This window comes from Brevibacillus sp. Leaf182 (assembly GCF_001423865.2).
Taxonomy (GTDB): Bacteria; Bacillota; Bacilli; order Brevibacillales; family Brevibacillaceae; genus Brevibacillus; species Brevibacillus brevis_C.
In genome coordinates this window covers 15,474-34,427 of sequence record NZ_LMPN02000015.1, presented here as the reverse complement: position 1 = coordinate 34,427, position 18,954 = coordinate 15,474, and the positions used below count along the sequence as shown (strand labels likewise).

17 protein-coding genes are annotated in these 18,954 nt (G+C 46.2%); 13 read left to right on the top strand and 4 right to left on the bottom strand.

What is annotated here, in order from left to right; genetic code table 11:
• Positions 1-9: 9 nt before the first annotated feature.
• Positions 10-561 carry a DUF5317 family protein gene (locus tag ASG16_RS03120; protein ID WP_056487115.1) on the top strand — a complete coding sequence of 184 codons (552 nt, stop codon included), beginning with the start codon at positions 10-12 and terminating at the stop codon, positions 559-561.
• Positions 545-1,882, top strand: coding sequence for an HD-GYP domain-containing protein (locus ASG16_RS03115; protein WP_056487118.1), 1,338 nt, complete (start codon positions 545-547; stop codon positions 1,880-1,882). Before ASG16_RS03120 ends, ASG16_RS03115 begins: the two co-directional genes overlap by 17 nt.
• A 28-nt stretch (positions 1,883-1,910) precedes the next feature.
• On the opposite strand, the gene ASG16_RS03110 is transcribed toward ASG16_RS03115, so the two are convergent.
• Positions 1,911-2,450 (bottom strand): histidine phosphatase family protein, encoded by a 540-nt coding sequence (locus ASG16_RS03110; RefSeq protein WP_056487121.1) that lies wholly within the window; start codon positions 2,448-2,450, stop codon positions 1,911-1,913.
• A gap of 277 nt (positions 2,451-2,727) precedes the next feature.
• On the opposite strand from ASG16_RS03110, the gene ASG16_RS03105 reads away from it, so the two are divergent.
• Together ASG16_RS03105 and argH are read left to right on the top strand one after the other, a co-directional pair.
• Complete coding sequence (locus ASG16_RS03105) at positions 2,728-3,987, top strand: argininosuccinate synthase (protein WP_056487125.1); 1,260 nt, start codon at positions 2,728-2,730, stop codon at positions 3,985-3,987.
• Positions 3,984-5,429 (top strand): argininosuccinate lyase, encoded by a 1,446-nt coding sequence (gene argH / locus ASG16_RS03100; RefSeq protein WP_056487128.1) that lies wholly within the window; start codon positions 3,984-3,986, stop codon positions 5,427-5,429. The genes ASG16_RS03105 and argH overlap by 4 nt, the downstream gene beginning before the upstream one ends.
• A 64-nt stretch (positions 5,430-5,493) precedes the next feature.
• Here the strand turns inward: argH and ASG16_RS03095 are convergent, their stop codons facing one another.
• The gene (locus tag ASG16_RS03095) at positions 5,494-6,405 is read right to left on the bottom strand and encodes an acetamidase/formamidase family protein (protein WP_056487131.1); all 912 of its coding nucleotides are present in this window, start codon (positions 6,403-6,405) and stop codon (positions 5,494-5,496) included.
• Between the two features lie 139 nt (positions 6,406-6,544).
• On the opposite strand from ASG16_RS03095, the gene ASG16_RS03090 reads away from it, so the two are divergent.
• From ASG16_RS03090 to ASG16_RS03080, 3 genes are all read left to right on the top strand, one after another.
• Positions 6,545-7,645: a GerAB/ArcD/ProY family transporter gene (locus tag ASG16_RS03090; RefSeq protein WP_056487134.1), complete on the top strand. Its 1,101-nt coding sequence runs from the start codon at positions 6,545-6,547 to the stop codon at positions 7,643-7,645.
• Positions 7,646-7,815: 170 nt separating this feature from the next.
• A complete protein-coding gene (locus ASG16_RS03085; RefSeq protein ID WP_056487137.1) occupies positions 7,816-8,184 on the top strand; it encodes a hypothetical protein in 369 nt (122 codons plus the stop codon).
• A 19-nt stretch (positions 8,185-8,203) separates the two neighbouring features.
• Complete coding sequence (locus ASG16_RS03080) at positions 8,204-8,758, top strand: hypothetical protein (RefSeq protein ID WP_056487141.1); 555 nt, start codon at positions 8,204-8,206, stop codon at positions 8,756-8,758.
• A 98-nt stretch (positions 8,759-8,856) separates the two neighbouring features.
• Here ASG16_RS03080 and ASG16_RS03075 read toward each other — a convergent pair whose 3' ends face one another.
• Positions 8,857-10,014 (bottom strand): iron-containing alcohol dehydrogenase, encoded by a 1,158-nt coding sequence (locus tag ASG16_RS03075; RefSeq protein WP_056487144.1) that lies wholly within the window; start codon positions 10,012-10,014, stop codon positions 8,857-8,859.
• Between the two features lie 332 nt (positions 10,015-10,346).
• Between ASG16_RS03075 and ftsE the strand changes: the two genes are divergently transcribed.
• The 6 genes from ftsE to ASG16_RS03045 all read left to right on the top strand — a co-directional run bounded on the left by ftsE (position 10,347) and on the right by ASG16_RS03045 (position 17,919).
• Positions 10,347-11,033 (top strand): cell division ATP-binding protein FtsE, encoded by a 687-nt coding sequence (gene ftsE / locus ASG16_RS03070; protein WP_007718270.1) that lies wholly within the window; start codon positions 10,347-10,349, stop codon positions 11,031-11,033.
• Positions 11,023-11,919 (top strand): permease-like cell division protein FtsX, encoded by an 897-nt coding sequence (gene ftsX / locus ASG16_RS03065; RefSeq protein WP_048034987.1) that lies wholly within the window; start codon positions 11,023-11,025, stop codon positions 11,917-11,919. Before ftsE ends, ftsX begins: the two co-directional genes overlap by 11 nt.
• Before the next feature lie 27 nt (positions 11,920-11,946).
• Positions 11,947-13,149 (top strand): murein hydrolase activator EnvC family protein, encoded by a 1,203-nt coding sequence (locus tag ASG16_RS03060; protein WP_056487147.1) that lies wholly within the window; start codon positions 11,947-11,949, stop codon positions 13,147-13,149.
• Between the two features lie 92 nt (positions 13,150-13,241).
• A complete protein-coding gene (locus ASG16_RS03055) occupies positions 13,242-14,711 on the top strand; it encodes a S41 family peptidase (RefSeq protein WP_056487150.1) in 1,470 nt (489 codons plus the stop codon).
• 15 nt (positions 14,712-14,726) lie between these two features.
• The gene (locus tag ASG16_RS03050) at positions 14,727-16,088 is read left to right on the top strand and encodes a PDZ domain-containing protein (protein WP_056487153.1); all 1,362 of its coding nucleotides are present in this window, start codon (positions 14,727-14,729) and stop codon (positions 16,086-16,088) included.
• A gap of 121 nt (positions 16,089-16,209) precedes the next feature.
• Positions 16,210-17,919 carry a hypothetical protein gene (locus tag ASG16_RS03045; protein WP_056487156.1) on the top strand — a complete coding sequence of 570 codons (1,710 nt, stop codon included), beginning with the start codon at positions 16,210-16,212 and terminating at the stop codon, positions 17,917-17,919.
• 63 nt (positions 17,920-17,982) lie between these two features.
• On the opposite strand, the gene ASG16_RS03040 is transcribed toward ASG16_RS03045, so the two are convergent.
• Positions 17,983-18,915, bottom strand: a complete 933-nt coding sequence (locus ASG16_RS03040; RefSeq protein ID WP_056487159.1) for a flagellar hook assembly protein FlgD — start codon at positions 18,913-18,915, stop codon at positions 17,983-17,985.
• Positions 18,916-18,954: the final 39 nt, after the last annotated feature.

Below are 18,954 nucleotides of genomic sequence, written 5' to 3'. Positions count from 1 at the left end.
GGAAACAACATGCTATTGGATGTAATTGCCCTATCTTTTCTCGTAGCATTGCTGCGAGGGGGGAGAATCAAGGAATTCCCTAAATTCAATCAAATAAAACTTCTTATCGTTACCATATTGCTGCAGGCTTGTGCAGTCTTCTTCCCTACGATCGGTGGCCTTTTCATATCGATCGCGTATGTGTTTATTTTGGCTTTCCTCGTTTTCAATCGAGAATTTGAAGATATGCGGATATTTTTAATCGGCTGGTTTCTGAATGCGATTGCAATTTGGTCTAACAATGGAAAAATGCCAATTGATTTAGTCCAAGCAGCAAAGCTTCCTTATGATTTAGAACCAGTGATTAACGGAACGAATTTCAAGCATAGTGTATTGACGGAAAGTTCAAATCTCCCATTTTTAACGGACGTCATCTACATGCCATCTATCATTCCTCGGATTATTAGCATCGGCGATATTTTTATTATGTTAGGCGCCTTTTTACTTGTTCAGCGATTGATGAATAAACCTATTTCATTACTACAACTTCGCGAAGGTAAAAGTTATGCGACAAAAAACTGATTATGCGGTTTGGATAAAGGGGATTGTTGTACAGGTTGGATTTGTCATTGCAGCAATCTATATTTTTTACACATCTTCATCTGAATGGGCTGTTCGTGAGCATTGGGGGGTATTATCTACCTATACCCTCCTGACCATTTTTTCCTGTTTTGCTCCCGTGCGTATATCGAATACGATTTTAACAGTGAACAATGCTGTAATCTTTTCGGGTATCTTGTTATACGGAGTTTGGGTCGGAGTATGGGCTGCTGTTATTGAATCTTTAATCATTGCATTCCTGGTAAGGTTTAATCCACTAAAAGCCATCATTAATATTGGGCAATTGTTAATGACTATATGGACAGTAGCGTTTTTGAAGGATTGGATCGAGGGCTTCGGAACTGTTTCTCCCATTATTAGCGATTTGTTTTTGGCTGTTGTGTATTGGTTTGTGAACCTGATTTTATGTGGATTGGGTATCTCCTATTTTCATCAAATGACGTGGGCTCGAACCGTAAAGATGATGGCAAAAGGCTTTACCTCGACGTACTTGCTGCTTTTAATTCTAGCAGGAGTAGGTTCGCGGTTAGTAGAGTCATATGGACCGCTCACACTAATTCCTATGATGATTGCGTTCATTACGATCAGCTATGTATTTCATCATTACTATGACAACCTTCAAAGGCTTCAGCAAAAAGTAGAAGAGGTCAAGTCATTCAATCACAACTTCTTAACGACAATGGCTGCTTCCATTGACGCACGAGATCGATACACAAGTGGGCATTCTCAGCGTGTAGCTTACTGGGGAAGAGAAATTGCGAGAGATATTGGGTTGTCCGAAAGAAAAGTGGAGGATGTTTATATCGGGGGAATCCTGCACGACATTGGAAAAATCGGCATCGAAGACGAAATTCTCAATAAAAAAGGAAAGCTGACCCCGGAAGAGTACGACAAGATCAAGCAGCATACGGTCATTGGCTACGAAATTATTTTGCAAGCAGGGATGTTCAATGAATTGCTCCCTGCGATCCGCTCCCATCATGAGCGAATAGACGGAAGGGGATACCCGGATGGTTTAGCCGGGGATGAGATTCCACTGATGGCGAGAATTTTAGCTATTTCAGACGCTTTCGATGCGATGGTCGCGGACAGGCCTTATCGAAAAGGTTTGCCTGTGGAGGAAGCGCTTCAAGAAATCAGACGGGGCTCCGGTACCCAATTTGATCCGATATTGGCGGAGCATTTTATCAGAATCGTTCAGCGACTGCCGTACGAAGAGTTGCAGAGCATTATCGGAATAGAGTCTATCCCACAAAAACAGTTACAGGAGGCAATCAGATGAGCTGCCCCTTGTAACTGTTTTTATTCGTTTACGACCATATGCGAATGATCTCTCTGGTTTCAAAATGGCAGGTAAGCTTGAAAACATCTGGATTGCTTAATTTCTCCCAATCGTGAAAGCCAAAGCGGTCATCCATTGATTTCATGAGCAAGGCCAGCAGGCATCCGTGACTAACAAGCACGATTTCTTTATGCGCATCTGCCAAAATCTCAGTGAGCAACGAATTTGCCCGGTTTATAGCAGCAAGACTGGATTCTCCCCCTTCGAATTCAAGCGTCAGGTCATCGAAAGTATCGCGCAGTCGCTCAAACCAATCTTCACGTGGCACTCCGCTAAGGACGCGCTCGACCAAACGTGTGTCTTCTTCAACCACGATTCCACGCTCCTGTGCAAGAGGCTGGATGGTGGCAATCGCCCGATGGTACGGACTCGAAATGATTCGATCAATGGGGGAACCAGCGAAGAAGGTGGCAAGCTTCTGAGCTTGTACTTCTCCCTTTTCCGTGAGCAGGGCTTCGGGTTCTTGGCCAGCAGCCTGACAATGACGTACCAAATAAATTGTTTTCATAATCCCTCCAACAGACTTCTTCTATGGAATTCCTCCTCTCACTCATTCTCTACCTTGGATAAGTTTCCCTTTTAGTCAAGCAAACGTTTATGCATAAACAGACGATGAGTATGCATAAAAACAAGATACTCTTTATGCGGAAAATGTATAATTCCTCTGCATCTCCGTTTTTGTCTGCGAATTAACAAGAAATATACAAGAAAAATAGTTGTATTTTTATTAGTTCGTTTGTATAATTACTCGCATAAGAGAAACTTCGAAACGGGGAGAGAGAATGATGGCAAAAGAAAAAATTGTGTTGGCCTACTCAGGCGGTTTAGATACATCGGTAGCAATTAAATGGCTCCAAGATACGTATAACTACGATGTCATTGCAGTTGCGTTGGATGTAGGAGAAGGGAAAGACCTCGATTTCGTACAGAAAAAAGCATTGCAGGTAGGGGCATTGAAATCCATCGTAGTGGATGCAAAAGATGCATTCGCAGAGGAATTCGTATTGCCAGCTCTGAAGGCAAACGCGATGTACGAAGGGAAATATCCGTTAGTGTCTGCACTGTCGCGTTATCTGATTTCGCGCGTGCTGGTTGAAATCGCGGAAAAAGAAGGCGCAGTAGCTGTCGCACACGGTTGCACAGGAAAAGGAAACGACCAGGTGCGTTTCGATGTTTCCTTTACAGCGTTGAACCCGGATATCAAAATCGTGGCTCCAGTTCGTGAATGGGGCTGGACGCGCGACGAAGAGATCGAATATGCGAAAAAGAACAATATCCCGATCCCAATCGATCTGGACAATCCATACAGCATTGACCAAAACCTGTGGGGCAGAAGCTGCGAGTGCGGTGTTTTGGAAGATCCATGGGCAGCTCCTCCGGAAGGTGCATACGATCTGACGAAGTCGATCACGGATGCTCCAGACGAGGCAGAAGAAATCGAAATCACTTTCGTACAAGGGAAGCCAACTGCATTGAACGGCGAAGAGCTCCCGCTGGCTGAGCTGATCCTCAAGCTAAACAAAATCGCTGGAAACCATGGCGTTGGCCGTATCGACCATGTGGAAAACCGTTTGGTGGGCATCAAATCTCGTGAAGTTTACGAGACACCGGCTGCGACTACTTTGATTTTGGCTCACCGTGAGCTGGAATTTTTGACGCAACCTCGTGAGGTCGCTCAGTTCAAACCGATTGTCGAGCAAAAACTGGCGCAAGTGATTTACGAGGGTCTCTGGTATTCACCAATTCGCAATGCTGTCCAGGCGTTCATTGAAGAAACGCAAAAACACGTAACGGGTGTTGTACGCGTGAAGCTGCACAAAGGACATGCGATCGTTGTAGGTCGTACCTCTGCATCGTCTCTCTACAGCCATGAGCTGGCGACTTACAATGCAGGTGACCAATTCGACCACAAAGCAGCACTTGGTTTCATCAAACTGTGGGGTCTGCCTACAAAGGTGTACGCACAGGTAAACGAGGGTGTACTGCACGAGAATAAAAACACGGCCATTAAGATTTTGGATGAAAAGGATGCGATCAAGCAATGAAACTCTGGGGAGGACGCTTCACGAAGCCGACGAATCAACTCGTAGAAGAGTATACTGCTTCTATTTCTTTCGACCAGAAAATGTGGCGACAGGACATCGTCGGAAGCCTAGCTCATGTTGCCATGTTGGGCAAGTGCGGCATCCTGCCGATGGAGGAAGTAAGACAGATCATCGCTGGCCTGAAAAAGGTTAAAGAGAAAATTGAGCGCGGGCAAGCTGAGTTTCTCGTTGCGCACGAAGATGTGCATATGAATATTGAAAAGATGCTGATTGAAGAGATCGGTCCGGTGGGGGGCAAACTCCACACCGGCCGCAGCCGTAATGATCAGGTCGCGTTGGATATGCACCTGTACCTCAGAGAAAAGCTGATGGAGATTATCCAATTGGCGATGTATTTGCAAGAGGCATTGCTTGAGCAAGCGAGCCAGCATCTCGATACCGTCATGCCAGGCTATACACATTTGCAGCGTGCGCAACCGGTATTGTTTGGTTATCACCTGATGGCGTATGTGTCCATGCTGCAACGCGATATCGAGCGGATGACCGAGACGTGGAAGCGTGTGAACGTACTGCCGCTTGGAGCAGGTGCCCTAGCAGGTACGACATTCCCAATCGACCGCACGTTTGTAGCCGAATTGTTGCAATTTGACGGTATCTATCAAAACAGCATGGATGCGGTGAGTGACCGTGACTTCATCGTCGAATTTTTGGCAGACGCTTCTCTGGTCATGACCCATCTTTCCCGTCTGTGCGAAGAACTCGTCATTTGGAGCAGTCAGGAATTCTCTTTTGTGGAGCTAGACGATGCGTTTTGTACGGGGTCCAGTATCATGCCGCAAAAGAAAAATCCTGACGTAGCAGAGCTGGTTCGCGGAAAAACAGGGCGTGTTTACGGCAATCTGTTTGGATTGTTGACCGTATTAAAAGGTTTGCCGCTGGCGTACAACAAGGACATGCAAGAAGATAAAGAAGGTATGTTCGATACGGTAGCGACCATTCATGGGGCACTAGCGTTGCTTACTCCGATGATTAAGAAAATGCAAGTCAAGACAGATCGCATGCGTCAAGCAGTTACCAACGATTTTTCCAATGCGACAGACTTGGCAGATTACTTGGTTCGCAAAGACATGCCGTTCCGTCAGGCGCATGAAGTCGTGGGGAGAACCGTCTTGTACTGCATCGAGCAGCAAAAGTATCTTCTCGATCTCACCTTGGAAGAATTCCAGAGCTTCTCAGAGGATATTGGGGCGGATGTTTATGACGCGCTAGCTGTTGAGACCGTTGTCAATGCACGCAACGTGCTGGGTGGGACTGCTCGTAATCAGGTAGAAGTACAAATTGATTGGTACCGTAAGCAACTGGTAGAAACACATGCTTGGGTGGACAAAAACAGTCAAAAGGTCATGATTGAATCCCTGATCGATGTCGGTTCACCTGCATAAAAACGTACATGCAGGAAAAACAAAAACCCCAAAGCTTTGGGGTTTTTTTGCGTTCTATCCATCCTTATCTACCGACTATTTTCGAATCAAAGCCTAACGCGGTTGCGTACGCTAGAGGCAACTCCATGCGGGCGGTCTTTAAAGGGTCGACGACCTGACAGATACGCAAATCTCCCGCAGCGGAGAGCAGGAAGGAGGCTTCGGCCTTTTCTACCCCCAGCTCTTCGTGTAGAAATTGTACCATGTTGATTACCGCTCGATCGGCAGCCTTGTCCAACTCTTTTTCCGACGCAATCGTGATCAGGTGCTCTTGGTTGACTGCCATCGGTAACGGCCACTGCTTTCCTTTGATCACATCGAGCTTTACCGTTACTTCCCCCGCAATTTCCACCCCACAAACCGCTACTTCGCCGTCAGCCATTGCAGCATGAAGGTCACCCAGGGCAAATAATGCGCCGGGAACATTTACGGGTAAAAGCAATGTAGTACCTTCACGCATTTGTTTGCAGTCCATGTTGCCGCCGTGATCGCCTGGCGTACCGCATGAAATGGCTTCATTGGCAGGAGCTGTTCCAATTACGCCAATCATGGGATTGATCGGAACCTGAAGCTTGTCTGACAAGACAGCTTTTCCATCATGTATCGGAATCATTTTGATCACATTTTCTTGCAGGTCGAATCCCATTACACCAAGTTCTGGTCCGGTAACCATTACGCCTTGATTTTTAATCTCAATTTTCTGAATATGAACAACCAAAATATCGCCTGGATCTGTTCCTTCTATAAAAATAGGGCCGGAAGCAGGGTTGATCCGATTCCAATCAAGCTCTTGAAACACGGTGTCAGCCGATTGGATTTGGTCCTCGAAGCAATCGCAGGTTTCAAATGTTACGATACTGCCTGCTTCTACCCTCAAGACCGGCCGATTCTCAGGAGACATAGCATAAATCACGTCCTGCTTTTTTACTCTGTACATGGTTGTAGTCCTCCAGTCCATTTCCAAATTTACCTATATTTCTTTATCATAGCATGAAATGCCTACGTGTTTAGGGCCGAATCATGGAGGAAATAATTGTACAAAGGGATCGAAGGCCTAAAGAGAGCAGGGAGCAATCATGCAAGAGAGCTACAAGATCAGTCCCCGTCAACTATTGATGCTCGTCACCCTTGTTACCATAGGAGACTCCGTTCTCGTCCTGCCAGGCATGACGGCTGCACTCGCTAAACAGGATGCATGGATATCCGTCCTGGTTGGGCTTGTGGTGGGACTGCTCAATATTATCTTACTCATAGCTGTGGGGAAGCTTTATCCGAATCAAAGCTTTTTCACCTTCGTTGATCAAACCGTTGGAAGAGTGTTGGGAACGATCATTACACTCTCGTTTATTAGCTATACTCTTTTTTCAGCAGGGGCGCATGTGATGGAAATTGGCGACTTTGTTGGCACGCATCTATTAGTCGCGACTCCAAGATTCGCGATACAGCTACTGTTTGTCATAGTGATTATGTTTGGTGTGAGTTTGGGGCTACAAACAGTCGCAGAATCAGCAGAAATCTATTTTGTCTGGTTCTTTTTCTTTTTTGGTTTACTCATGATTACTCTACTGCCACAGGCGGAAATATCGAGAATTCAACCTGTTTTTGAAAATGGGTGGAAGCCTATTTTGCAAGGATCTACGGCGGCAATTGCCTTTCCTTATTCAGAACTGGTCATTTTTATGGCGGTTCTTCCGTTTGTCTCGCCCATACAAAAACGGATGAGGTCTTTTTTCTTGGGGACGTTGCTTGGGGGAATTGTGCTGTTCATCATCATGCTCATGTGCATCCTTGTTTTGGGGGCAGATCAGACTTCGCGGCATTTTTATCCGACCTATGTTCTCATCAAACAACTGAAGCTCGGGGATTTTATTCAGCGGCTAGAGGCGATTATCGCGGTGATCTGGTTTATCGCGGTGAGCGTCAAAATTACGCTGTATTGTCTGTTTTTCCATTTGGGAATCCGTCATGTTTTTCGAATCGACAACTTTAAGGTTTTGATCTTGCCGTACATCGTTTTGCTCATGGTGATGTCGACGATTTTCTCGCCCAATATCGTCGTCTTTGGCGACATCATTTCAAAGTACTGGCCATTCTATGATTTTACCTACAGCATCGGTGTACCGTTGTTGCTGTTATGCGGAAATCTTATTCGGAAAAAATGGCTGAATCAAGACTGACGAGGTCAAAAGAAAGCCGTACTCCTTCACGGAGAACGGCTCTTTGTATCGTTTTATGGACGAGAATTAAATGAAATAGAGTAGTGTTGGGAGAAAAAAACATTTACAATAATTGGAATTTAATATAAAGTATAAATTAAGGTAAAAAATGTAAAAAAGGAGAGAATTATATGAAAAGAAAATTGTTTTTAACAGTTGCTTCCTCTCTATTAGCTGTTACCGCAGTATCTTCAGTTGCATTTGCTGCCTTAGGGTTTAAATCGAGTCAGACTTTTACGGTGGTATCTGCGACATATGATGACAAATATATGAGTGCATTAGGAAGGACAGAAGGGAATTCTGATACGGTTAAGGCAAAGGTCTATGTAGAGATTTATAAAGATGGTAAGTTTCAAGATAGTGCTGTAGATGAAAGAGATGGAAAATGGGCAGAAGCCCAAGTTGATGTAACTTACGGAAAAGGTAAATATACGGCAAAGTCTAACCACAAAATTTGGGACGCAGCAGGAAAAACTAAGACGACCACTACTAAAGGGTAAAACTTCATGAACTAGAGATATGGAAAAGGAAAAATTATTTGGGTGGAATATATTCACTCTTTCTATATGTGTTACTATTGCTGCAGTTGCATCAATAATTTTTCTCTATGTAAATTCTATGAACGCAGAAGATGCTCTCATTCCAAAAGAAAAAAAGACATATATGAGGGACAAGCGATCCAAAGAAATTAATGATATGCTTGAGCAATCTTGGCAGAATGCGATCAGTATTTTCGCGTTGAATAAGGATGATCTTGAAGAATTTGATTGGTTCGATTCCGATCATATAACTATGAATCTACAGGAACCAGAGAGTACCTACTTTTCCGAGGATTTAACCAATGCGCTTAATAGTGTACGAAAGCCAGGTGATCTTGTTCCAGTGGTACTGACCACATCAAATCTATCAGAGGTATATATTCTTTTTCAGAGAGAAGGAGGAAATGGAAGTTTTGTTAAGATGAAATTAGTTCCGTATATTGAGAAAGAGAAAATTAAACAGGATCAGTTGAATTCTAGAAACTGGAGGGTATCTTCAATAGAAGAAAATATTCAAGTAGGTAATACCAAGTAGGTAGTAATAGACATGGAAAATATAAGAAGCCTTAGTTCGGTCTTATACTGGACTAAGGCTTCTTTATATATTTTTAAAACCCAAATATGAAAATAGATTTACAAACTTAATCGAAGAATCTGTGCCACATCGTCACTTGTCAACGTCTTAAACTGACCGATCGGGCCAAACGGAGTGGCTTTTTCGGCCATGAGCTGCAAGTGCTCGTCGGTGATACCGTAATCAGCCAAGCGAGTAGGCGCACCGATACGCGCAAAGAATGCTTCTGTAGCGGCAATCCCTTCCAAGGCGATCTCATCATCTGTCTTGCCGGCGGGATCGACATTCCATACCTCTGTTGCGAAGCGCACGAAGCGAGCGACGTTTTCACGGTACACATAGCGCATCCATTTCGGGAAGATAATCGCCAGACCGCCACCGTGCGGGATGTCGTAAACAGCGCTGACAGCATGCTCAATGGAGTGGGTTGCCCAGTCTGTTGTGACGCCAACCGGGAGAGTGCCGTTCAATGCCATTGTTCCGCAATACAGGATGTTGGCGCGGGCATCGTAGTCTTCCGGATTGGTGAGGACACGTTCTGCATTTTCGATAACGGTCTTCATGATCGACTCAGCAAAACGTGTTTGCAATGGAATTTCGGTTGTATGCGTGAAATACTGCTCAAATACATGGGACAAAATGTCGCTGATTCCGTAGATCGTTTGGTCGCGAGGTACGCTAAATGTATGCTCAGGGTCCAGAATCGAAAACGCCGGAAACGTCGTACCAGCTCCATGCTTTTCTTGTGTCTCCCAGTTGGTGACGACACTTCCCCGGTTCATTTCCGAACCAGTAGCCGCAAGTGTCAGTACGGTACCGAGGGGCAGAGCCGCTTGTGCGACCGCTTTGCGCGTATAAAAATCCCATACATCTCCCTCGTAAGGCACACCAATCGCGACTGCTTTGGCCGCGTCGATTACACTACCTCCACCTACCGCGAGAATCCAATTGACGCCCTCTTGGCGGCATAGCTCAATTCCTTTGTTCACGGTACTCAGACGCGGATTTGGCTCCACTCCTGCCAACTCATGCACGCGGCAGCCCGCAGACTGGAGGAGAGAAATTACTTTGTCGTAGAGACCAGTTCGCTTTATACTGCCACCACCATATACCAAAAGAACAGTGGGACCTAGTTGTCTTGCTTTTTCCTCGAGCTGGGCCAATTGACCCCGTCCAAAAATCAGTTGTGTCGGGTTATGGTAAGCAAAATTTTCCACGTGATAACCAGCTCCTTTTTTATGATGCCCCTCTTGTCACACTCATTGTAGCCAACTGTTTTCCATGATGCTAGTTGGGAATGTGCAATCTTATTTTCTCCCTAATTCGTGACAGTTGTTAACAATCGAAGCTGTTTCGACAAGAAATGAGAGATTTAGTGGATACCATCCGTGAAACGTGGTGGTATAATGGATAAGATGGGAAATCCCGCTGTTTTTCAACAAGGTATGGCAGCGGTTGCTAGAGGGTAGAGGGGTTTTGTCGATTTTCACTTTAAAATTCAGGATCAAGATACATAGACAAGGATCTGACGAAGTAGGATGTGATTGGCTTGATCGAAATGTTCGATGTGTGGAAAACATACCCGAATGGAACGAATGCTTTGAAAGGTATCAACATTCGGATTGAAAAAGGTGAATTTGTGTACGTAGTAGGCCCCAGTGGTGCGGGTAAATCTACGTTTATCAAATTGATGTACCGTGAAGAGAAGCCAACAAAAGGACAAATCTTCTTGGGTGGCTTTAATGTCAGTAGAATCAAAGAGCGTCAAATTCCATTGGTCCGCCGCAGTATCGGTGTCGTGTTCCAGGACTTTAAGCTGCTGCCGACGTTGACTGTGTTTGAAAACGTCGCCTTTGCGATGGAAGTAATCGAGAGCAATCCTAAACAAATCAAGCCGCGCGTGATGGATGTTTTAGGACTCGTAAAGCTCAAGCATAAAGCCAAAATGCTGCCAAATGAGCTGTCCGGTGGTGAGCAGCAACGTGTTGCCTTGGCACGAGCACTGGTAAATAGTCCGGGAATTATTATTGCGGACGAGCCGACGGGGAACTTGGACCCTGAGACCTCTTGGGAAATCATGAAGCTGTTTGAAGAAATCAATCAGCGTGGAACGACAGTCGTCATGGCTACCCACAATAGAGAAATTGTCAACACCATGAGAAAACGGGTGATTGCGATCGAAGCAGGCCAAATTGCCCGTGATGAGCAGAGAGGGGAATACGGTTATGAAGATTAGGACGCTGGGGCGCCATGTCCGTGAAGGGGTCAAAAACCTCGGGCGGAACGGCTGGATGTCGTTCGCTTCAATTAGTGCCGTGACTATTACCCTCTTTATCTTGGGCGTTTTCCTCATTCTGGCGATGAATGTCAATTACTTTGCGCAAACTGTGGAAAAGCAAGTAGAAATTCGCGTCTTCATGGACTTGCTGGCGACGAAAGAAAACATCACACAGGTTGAGAATAACATCAAGAAACTTCCGCAAGTGGAGTCCGTTTCATTTATACCGAAAGACGAAGGGCTGAAGCAATTTAAAGAGAGCCTTGGTGAAAAAGCGTATTTGTTTGAAGGATTGGAGGAAAGCAATCCTCTGCCGGATGCGTTTGTCGTAAAAACGAAGCAACCGCAAGACACTGCTGCTGTTGCCGCTCAAATTAAAAATCTCCAGTATGTAAAAAGCCTGACCTATGGGGAAGGCACTGTGGAAAAGCTGTTTTCCTTGACAGGAGCAGTCCGTAATGTCGGGATTGCCTTTATTATTGGACTTGGCTTTACAGCGATGTTCTTGATTGCCAACACGATTAAGCTGACAATTGTGGCACGTCGCAGAGAGATTGAAATCATGAAGCTGGTTGGTGCCACGAACTGGTTTATCCGTTGGCCATTCTTTGTGGAAGGGCTCATGATGGGTGTGGCAGGGGCATTGATTCCGACCATTATGTTAACGGTTGGATATTACTACCTTCTGGATGCCATCCACTCCAGTTTTGAAGCTTCCCAACTGTTTAAACTGTTGCCGCTATTCCCGCTCGTGTATCAAGTTGCGTTGGCTTTGCTGGCGATTGGTGCATTCATCGGGATTTGGGGAAGTTTGGTGTCCGTACGTCGCTTCTTGCGAGTTTAATAATTTGAAGAGCGTGGGAGGAGTATCATGAGAAAGAGAATCCTGCTAGCACTCGTAATCACTGGGCTTGTAGTCGGTACTGTGATCCCGACAAATGTGAGCTTGGCAGCGCCTAGTAAGGCTTCTTTGGACAAGATTAATCGAGAGCTAAAAGAAATCCAAAAGAAGAAGAAAAGCCAGCAGCAGCAATTGAAGAAGACCGAAGAACAGATCAATGTCGTGCAAAAAGAGAAAAAGGGCTTGGAAACGCAATTGATGCAAATCGATTTGCGTCGCAACGATACACAGAAAAAGCTGGACAAGCTTGAGCAGCAAATGGATGATACCAAGGAAAAAGCAGCACATGCGCAGGATCAACTGGATGAGGCAAAAGACCGCGTGGCGAAAAGGGATGCCTTGCTCAGAACACGTGTGACAGCAATGTATGAACGCGGTACGATCTCTTACTTGGATGTACTTCTCGGCTCCTCTGACTTTGGGGACTTTTTGACGCGTATGCAGGCCTTGCAGCTTATTTTGGAGCAGGACACGCGTATTTTAGAGGATAACATTCGTGATAAGGAAACCATCGAGACTAAAAAGAAAGAAATTGATCATCAACTGACTGTGTACGCCGGGATGTTCGATGAGGCTGAGGAGCTCAAAGTCGAATTGGACAAGCAGTACAAGCAAAGTCTAGTGGTCAAGGCTGAACTGGATAAGAAAGAATCTGCTCTTGAAGTGGATTTGGAGCAGTATGGACAGGAGCTTTTGGCTATCACCAAACAGGAATCAGCTAAATATGCAGAGCGAGTACGTGCGATGAGCGCATCCAGTACAGGCTACAAGGGTGGAAAGTTTGCCTTGCCTGTCGCAAGTGGACAATTCCGCTTCACTTCAGGCTTCGGAATGCGGTCAGACCCGTTTACAGGCCGCTCGGCTGGGCATAATGGTTTAGATATGGCAGCACGGAAGGGAACGCCAATTATGGCAGCGGCTGACGGAATCGTTCTCTTTGCAGGATATAACGGCGGCTACGGGAATACAGTAATGATCAAGCATAACGCGGAATATACCACTTTGTACGGTCATATTCGCGAGGGAGGTATCAAGGTTTCTGTTGGGCAAGCTGTATCGAGAGGTCAAAAGATCGCAGAGGTAGGATCAACAGGTCGCTCAACCGGAAATCACGTACACTTTACCGTCTATAAAAATGACGTAGCAGTTAACCCAATGCCGTACTTGAAGTAGACCCTCGTGCGACCAGACAAATATTGTTAACGGAACATGCATACACTAGCAGCATATCTTTTTCCGGTAGCACAAAGGATGGTGACGTAACAGTGAGATGGAAAGGACGTACCGTAATCGCGCTTGTACTCATCTCGATGGTAGCCAGTAGTTTTATTACGATGGCGATCATGAAGACATCGGCTAGCGCCAGTTCGAGTCAAGGTGGGGCTTTAACAGCATCGAGCATGGCGCTGTTTTCTGGGAGCGGAGATTATCCGAAAGAGTTCCAGAAGCTGTACGAGGCGTTTTCAGCAATCAAGAAAGATTACATCCAAAATGTCACCAACGAGCAGTTAGTAGAGGGTGCAATTGGCGGAATGGTCGGGTCGCTCGAAGATCCGTACAGTGATTACATGGACCCTCGTTCTGCTGAGGAGTTCACATCTACCCTACACTCGACTTTCCAAGGGATCGGGACAGAGGTAACGATGCAAAATGGTCGGGTAACAGTTGTTTCGCCGTTCAAAAACTCTCCAGCGGAGCGTGCAGGGCTGCGGCCAAACGACCAAATTTTGAGCGTAAACGACGAATCCCTTGAAGGATTGGACCTGCATCAGGCAGTAACGAAGATTCGCGGGCCTAAAGGTACAAAGGCAGTTCTCAAAGTAGTGAGGGCCGGAGTGCCAGAGCCTCTTACCATCGTGTGTGTACGGGACGATATTCCGATTGAGACGGTAAACAGTCAGATACTTGAAAAGAACGGTGTTAAAGTAGGCGTGATCAACATTACCCAATTCTCTACAGAAACAGCTAAGCACTTCAAAGATCAGCTAGCTGCTCTCGAGCAGAAGGGGATTGGCGGTTTGGTCATTGACGTTCGAGGCAATCCGGGCGGGTATTTGTTAGCTGTGAAAGAAATCGGAGAAATCCTCGTACCGAATAAAGGCAAGATCGTGCAAATCGAGTATGGAAATGGCGGACAGCAAAAAGAAGAGTATTTCTCGACTACAGAAGCTGCTAAGCCTTACCCAATCTCGGTACTGATTAATGGCGGAAGCGCTAGTGCCTCGGAGATTCTAGCGGGTGCCCTGCGGGATAGCGGCAATTACAAGCTTGTCGGTGAGAAGACCTTTGGTAAAGGAACCGTTCAGAGTACAATGGAAATGAACGACAAGAGCCAATTGAAGCTGACGATTGCCAAGTGGGTCACACCGAAGGGTGAATGGGTCCATAAAAAAGGCATTACGCCAGACTTTGCAGTCAAGCAACCAGACTATTTCAACGCAACTCTGCTACCGGCAGATAAAGTATTGCAGCGCGATATGGCTGGCACTGACGTGAAAAACCTGCAACTCATCCTGAAGGGCTTGAATCTTTCCCCAGGACGAGAAGATGGCTATTTTGATGAAAAGACAGAAGACGCAATCAAGCAGTTCCAAACCTCCAACAAGCTTGAGGTAACTGGTAAAGTAGACGCGAAGACACGCTCTTCACTGGAAGAAAGTCTCCGTAAAACGATGACGAAGCCAGAGAATGACCTGCAATTGCAAAAAGCTCTGGATGTAGTCACGGGCAAGTAATGAATAATCAAGAAAATGGAAGCAGGTAATTCCCTGCTTTCCGTAGAAATGATAACCACGGCAAATCAAATGCCGTGGTTTTTCTTTCTTTTAGATGAGGTGAGGCAATTGGCGATACAGGCGGATATGCTTACCATTGCATATGGCTTTGCCGCATTTTTTATCAATCCTGTCTTCTATCTCTTTCTAGTTTTTATTTATTTGCATTATCGCAGACAGATGAACCTGGAAAGACAGCTTTTTTCTGCGCGCATTCAGTCCCCCTTGCTCTCGACGATACGTACTGTAGGGATGGGCTTGGTGGGAGGCTTGTTTATTTCTCTTCTTAGTGCAGGACTCGGCGTGGTCGTGCAAGCACAGGATTTGTGGATACTATGGGGATTGGCGCTCATCTTGGCGTTGATTCGTTTACGGTTTCTCTGTTTCGCATATGCTGCGGGAATTTTGGCGATTTTACACGCGATCACACAGGTCATTCCACCGGTCACGGATGTTCCTGGATTGAGCTATGTCTGGGAAATGATTCGTCAGGCGAAACCTTTGCCTTTGCTTGCGCTAGTTGCGATCATGCATCTGATTGAAGCGATGCTCGTACGCTGGAATGGCGGGCGAGATGCTTCACCGCTGTTCGTAGAAGGGCAACGCGGTCGGATCGTGGGTGCCTATTTGCTTCATTCTTTTTGGCTGACGCCAGCCGTGCTATTCGTACAGATGGAGCCAGGTGCTATCAGCGGTGCGTTGTATCCAGGGTGGCCGTTCTTTTCGCCAGAAGCCGCTTCATTCGGACTGATGCTTCTGCCGACAGTGACAGGATTCTCTGATATGACGCAAACGATGACTCCGTATAGAAAAGCAAAACAGGTTGCGAAAAATTTGACGCTGTATGCGCTCATTTTGTTGGGTTTGTGCGCTCTGGTAGTATGGTTTCATCCGTTGATCTTGCTGGCCGCGATCTTTGCACTATTCGGTCATGAGGCACTGTTTTTCTGGAGTCAGTATCAAGAAAGAAAGCGTTCGCCTTATTTCATCCAGTCTTCGCGTGGTGTAAAAGTAATGGGTGTCATTCCGGGGACGAGAGCAGAGGAGATCGGTATCACGCCCGGTGAGATTATCGTGAAAGTAAATGGCATTTCTGTGCGGGAAAAAGAAGATTTATATCCAGCACTACAAGCCAATCCTGCCTTTTGCAAAATGGAAGTACTCACCCGTGAAGGCGAGCTGAAGTTCGTACAGTGTGCGGTCTATGCGGGCAATCATCACCAACTGGGGATCATTGTGGTTCCGGATGCAAATACCCGTGCATTTGTTGATTTGAAACGCGCCAGTGTAGTCGAGCTAATCAAGCAAAAGCTGGAGAAGCTGAATGTAGGAGCATAAGGATAGTTGGGGAGAAGGTATGCAGTCAAACGTGCATGCCTTCTTTTTTTCGAGAAAAGCTTGTCCATTCGGAAACTTACTGGTGGCTGTCACGTCTCTATGTAGGAGGAAAAAAGAGGGAGTGGGTTCGGTGTTCAAAGTGAAAAGAACGGTCTCGTGGTTTTTGTTGGGTACATTAGCTGCCGCCACGGTTTTTGCCGCACCCTTATCAGGAGCAGGTGCAACGAGTCCTGTGAGCGTAGCGCAGGCTCAAGCGGTTGTGGCTGTGCCGATGCATGTGACGAAAGGTGTCCAAAAGCTAGTCAAGCTTTTACCGGAACTATCTTCGCGCTATGTCGTTTACGGTGGCGATGTGGATGGACCCGGTGTTAGCGGGGTGGTGGTCACGTTTGCACAATCTGCTGCTGAGGCCGAATCGTCCATGGATAATGCGATTTTTGACGGACAGACAGGGGAGCTGCTCAGACTGAATCTTACCCCGAAAGCAGCAACAAAGCCTGCCTACCCGACTGAGCAGCAAGCCAAAACACGTGCGTTGGCTTTTGTTGCTGGTTTGCAGGGAATGGGTACAGGCAACACCTATCAAGCGAGGGAGGTTTATAAAAATAAGGACTTATTGACGGTTCGACTGGTGCGAGTTCTGAATAATGTGGTACTCGATGACGATTATGATTGTCTCGTCAGTTTTGATGCATCGGGGAGAATCGTTTGGTTTTCTACGTTTGATGGCAGATTATATGAAAAAATAAGTCCCTCTTCACTCCCATCTCCACAGCGAATCATCTCCCCCGAACAAGCAGTACGAAAGTGGCAAGAAAGCCGTCCATTGGAACTTGTTTATTTATTGCCCATTCATAATCAAAGTGATCAGGTAGATGCAAAGCTCGCTTATGTCCTGAAAAATGGAATCATAACGCAACAACATACAGGTAGTGCATTGGATGCCTTTAGTGGCAAACAATTGGTAACAAAGAATAGCCGAGCGACAACCCCGCCGTCCCAGACCATCAATGTGACTGGAACAGGTGAGAAGTGGGTAGCGCAAACCGAGACGCAAGCGCGAGATTTGTTACGCTTGTTGTTTAGCGTTGAAACAGAAAAGCTGCCGCTGTCCGTCTACGAGGCGAGTTACGACGATGGTCCAGCCCGTCGTTATTTCATATGGGGAAATTTTGGTGAGGGGATTCCCGATGCTGACAAGATATCTCGATTGGCTACCTTTCCTGAGGGAAGCAGTAACGGCGAGCAGCATCATCTCCTCGTGACGGATGCAAAGACAGGTCAACTGCTCGAATTTTCCACAAAGGAGAACAATCCGCAATGGTCAAACGTGAAAACGGATAAGAAGCGTGATCGGATGGAAGCGGATAAGCTTTTGAAAAGACTAACTCCGTCTGGAAGCAATCAGATACTAGTAACAGAGGATGGAGATGAAAGGTACACCTCGATCGTAGCTGATCCGCTTGTGAACGGCATTCCGGTTTATGGGATCAATCAGAGTGTGGAACAGGGGATGTATACGATTCGAATCGATTCATGGACGGGTACATGGGAGCAGGTGAGCATAAACAAACCGGCCAGTGTCAAATACCCGGCCCGTTCCCAAGCGCTTAAAGAACAAGTGGCCATGACCCGTTTACTGCAAACCTTTCCACTTGAGCTGACCTACATCCACAAGCCAGATTACGAGAAAGACACGATTACCTGGACGCTCGGCTATGACCTTTCGTTTCGCCAAACTCGCTCGCATTGCTTCTGTGGGGGAGAATTTAAAGTAGATGATACGTTTTATGTGGATGCGATAACCGGAAAAGTGATCGTAAACGAATAGAGCTCTGTATGAGAAAAAGCCGCCTTCTCCGATTTGGGAGAGTTGCGGCTTTTAACTATGCTTCTAGGCAGTTGCTTCGAAGCCTGTGATTTGATTGAGACCAACTTTTTTATCATCCTGGAGGACGAATTCGACTACTCCGTTTTTCATGCTGACAGCTTTGACCACTCCGGTAAGAGGCGTATTGGTAGTGGTGCCGTCTGGATTTGTTTGAGACTGGTTGTACGTGATGTTGTAGCCGATCATTTGCGCGTAGGCAAGGGAGTTGCCCATTGTTCTGTTTTCAGGTTTTACCGTCATGCCTACAATTTCTTCGGCTTTTACAGTTGATCCATTATCCAGTTGGAATTGTGCGGTGCCGTTTTTGGTAGTAAAGCCAGTGATGACGCCATTCAAGATTTCATCTACCTTGGAAACGTCGTGTATGGTAGCTGGATTGCCATCCCGGTCTACTTCCTTGGTTACTTTATAGGAAATCTCTCGACCGATCATTTCCATGTACTTCACGCTATTATCGAGCGTATTGCCAGCCAGACCTTGCGATTCAAGTCCGGAGACGTCTGCCAGTGGAATCGGTGTCGATTCGCCTGCGACACGGAAGTAGATTTTGCCTTGATCCATGTAGACGGCATCAAGTACGCCTTCTTTCTTCTCCGTCTTAGTTTCTCCCGTCATCTCGTCTTTTGTAGTAAGGGAATACGAGGCTGTACGACCTACCAGCTTTTCATACTTTTCCAAAGTGACCATGCTGTTGTTCGATTGTTCCATCAGCGTGGTCATTTTTGTGATTTTTTCTACCATGGTTAGCATACTTGTTTGCTGGATGAACTGAGAGTTGTCCATTGGGGACATAGGGTCTTGATGCTTTAATTGCTCCAGCATGAGCTTCATAAAGGCATTTTGGTCGAGCTCGGTGGTGAATTCTTTTTTGCCTTTATAGCTCATGTGCGGTTGTATATAAGGGTTATTTTTAACGGTTGTTCCGGTATCTGACATGTCAATCCTCCCTGAAGGTGGCGAGTCTATCTGCGCATG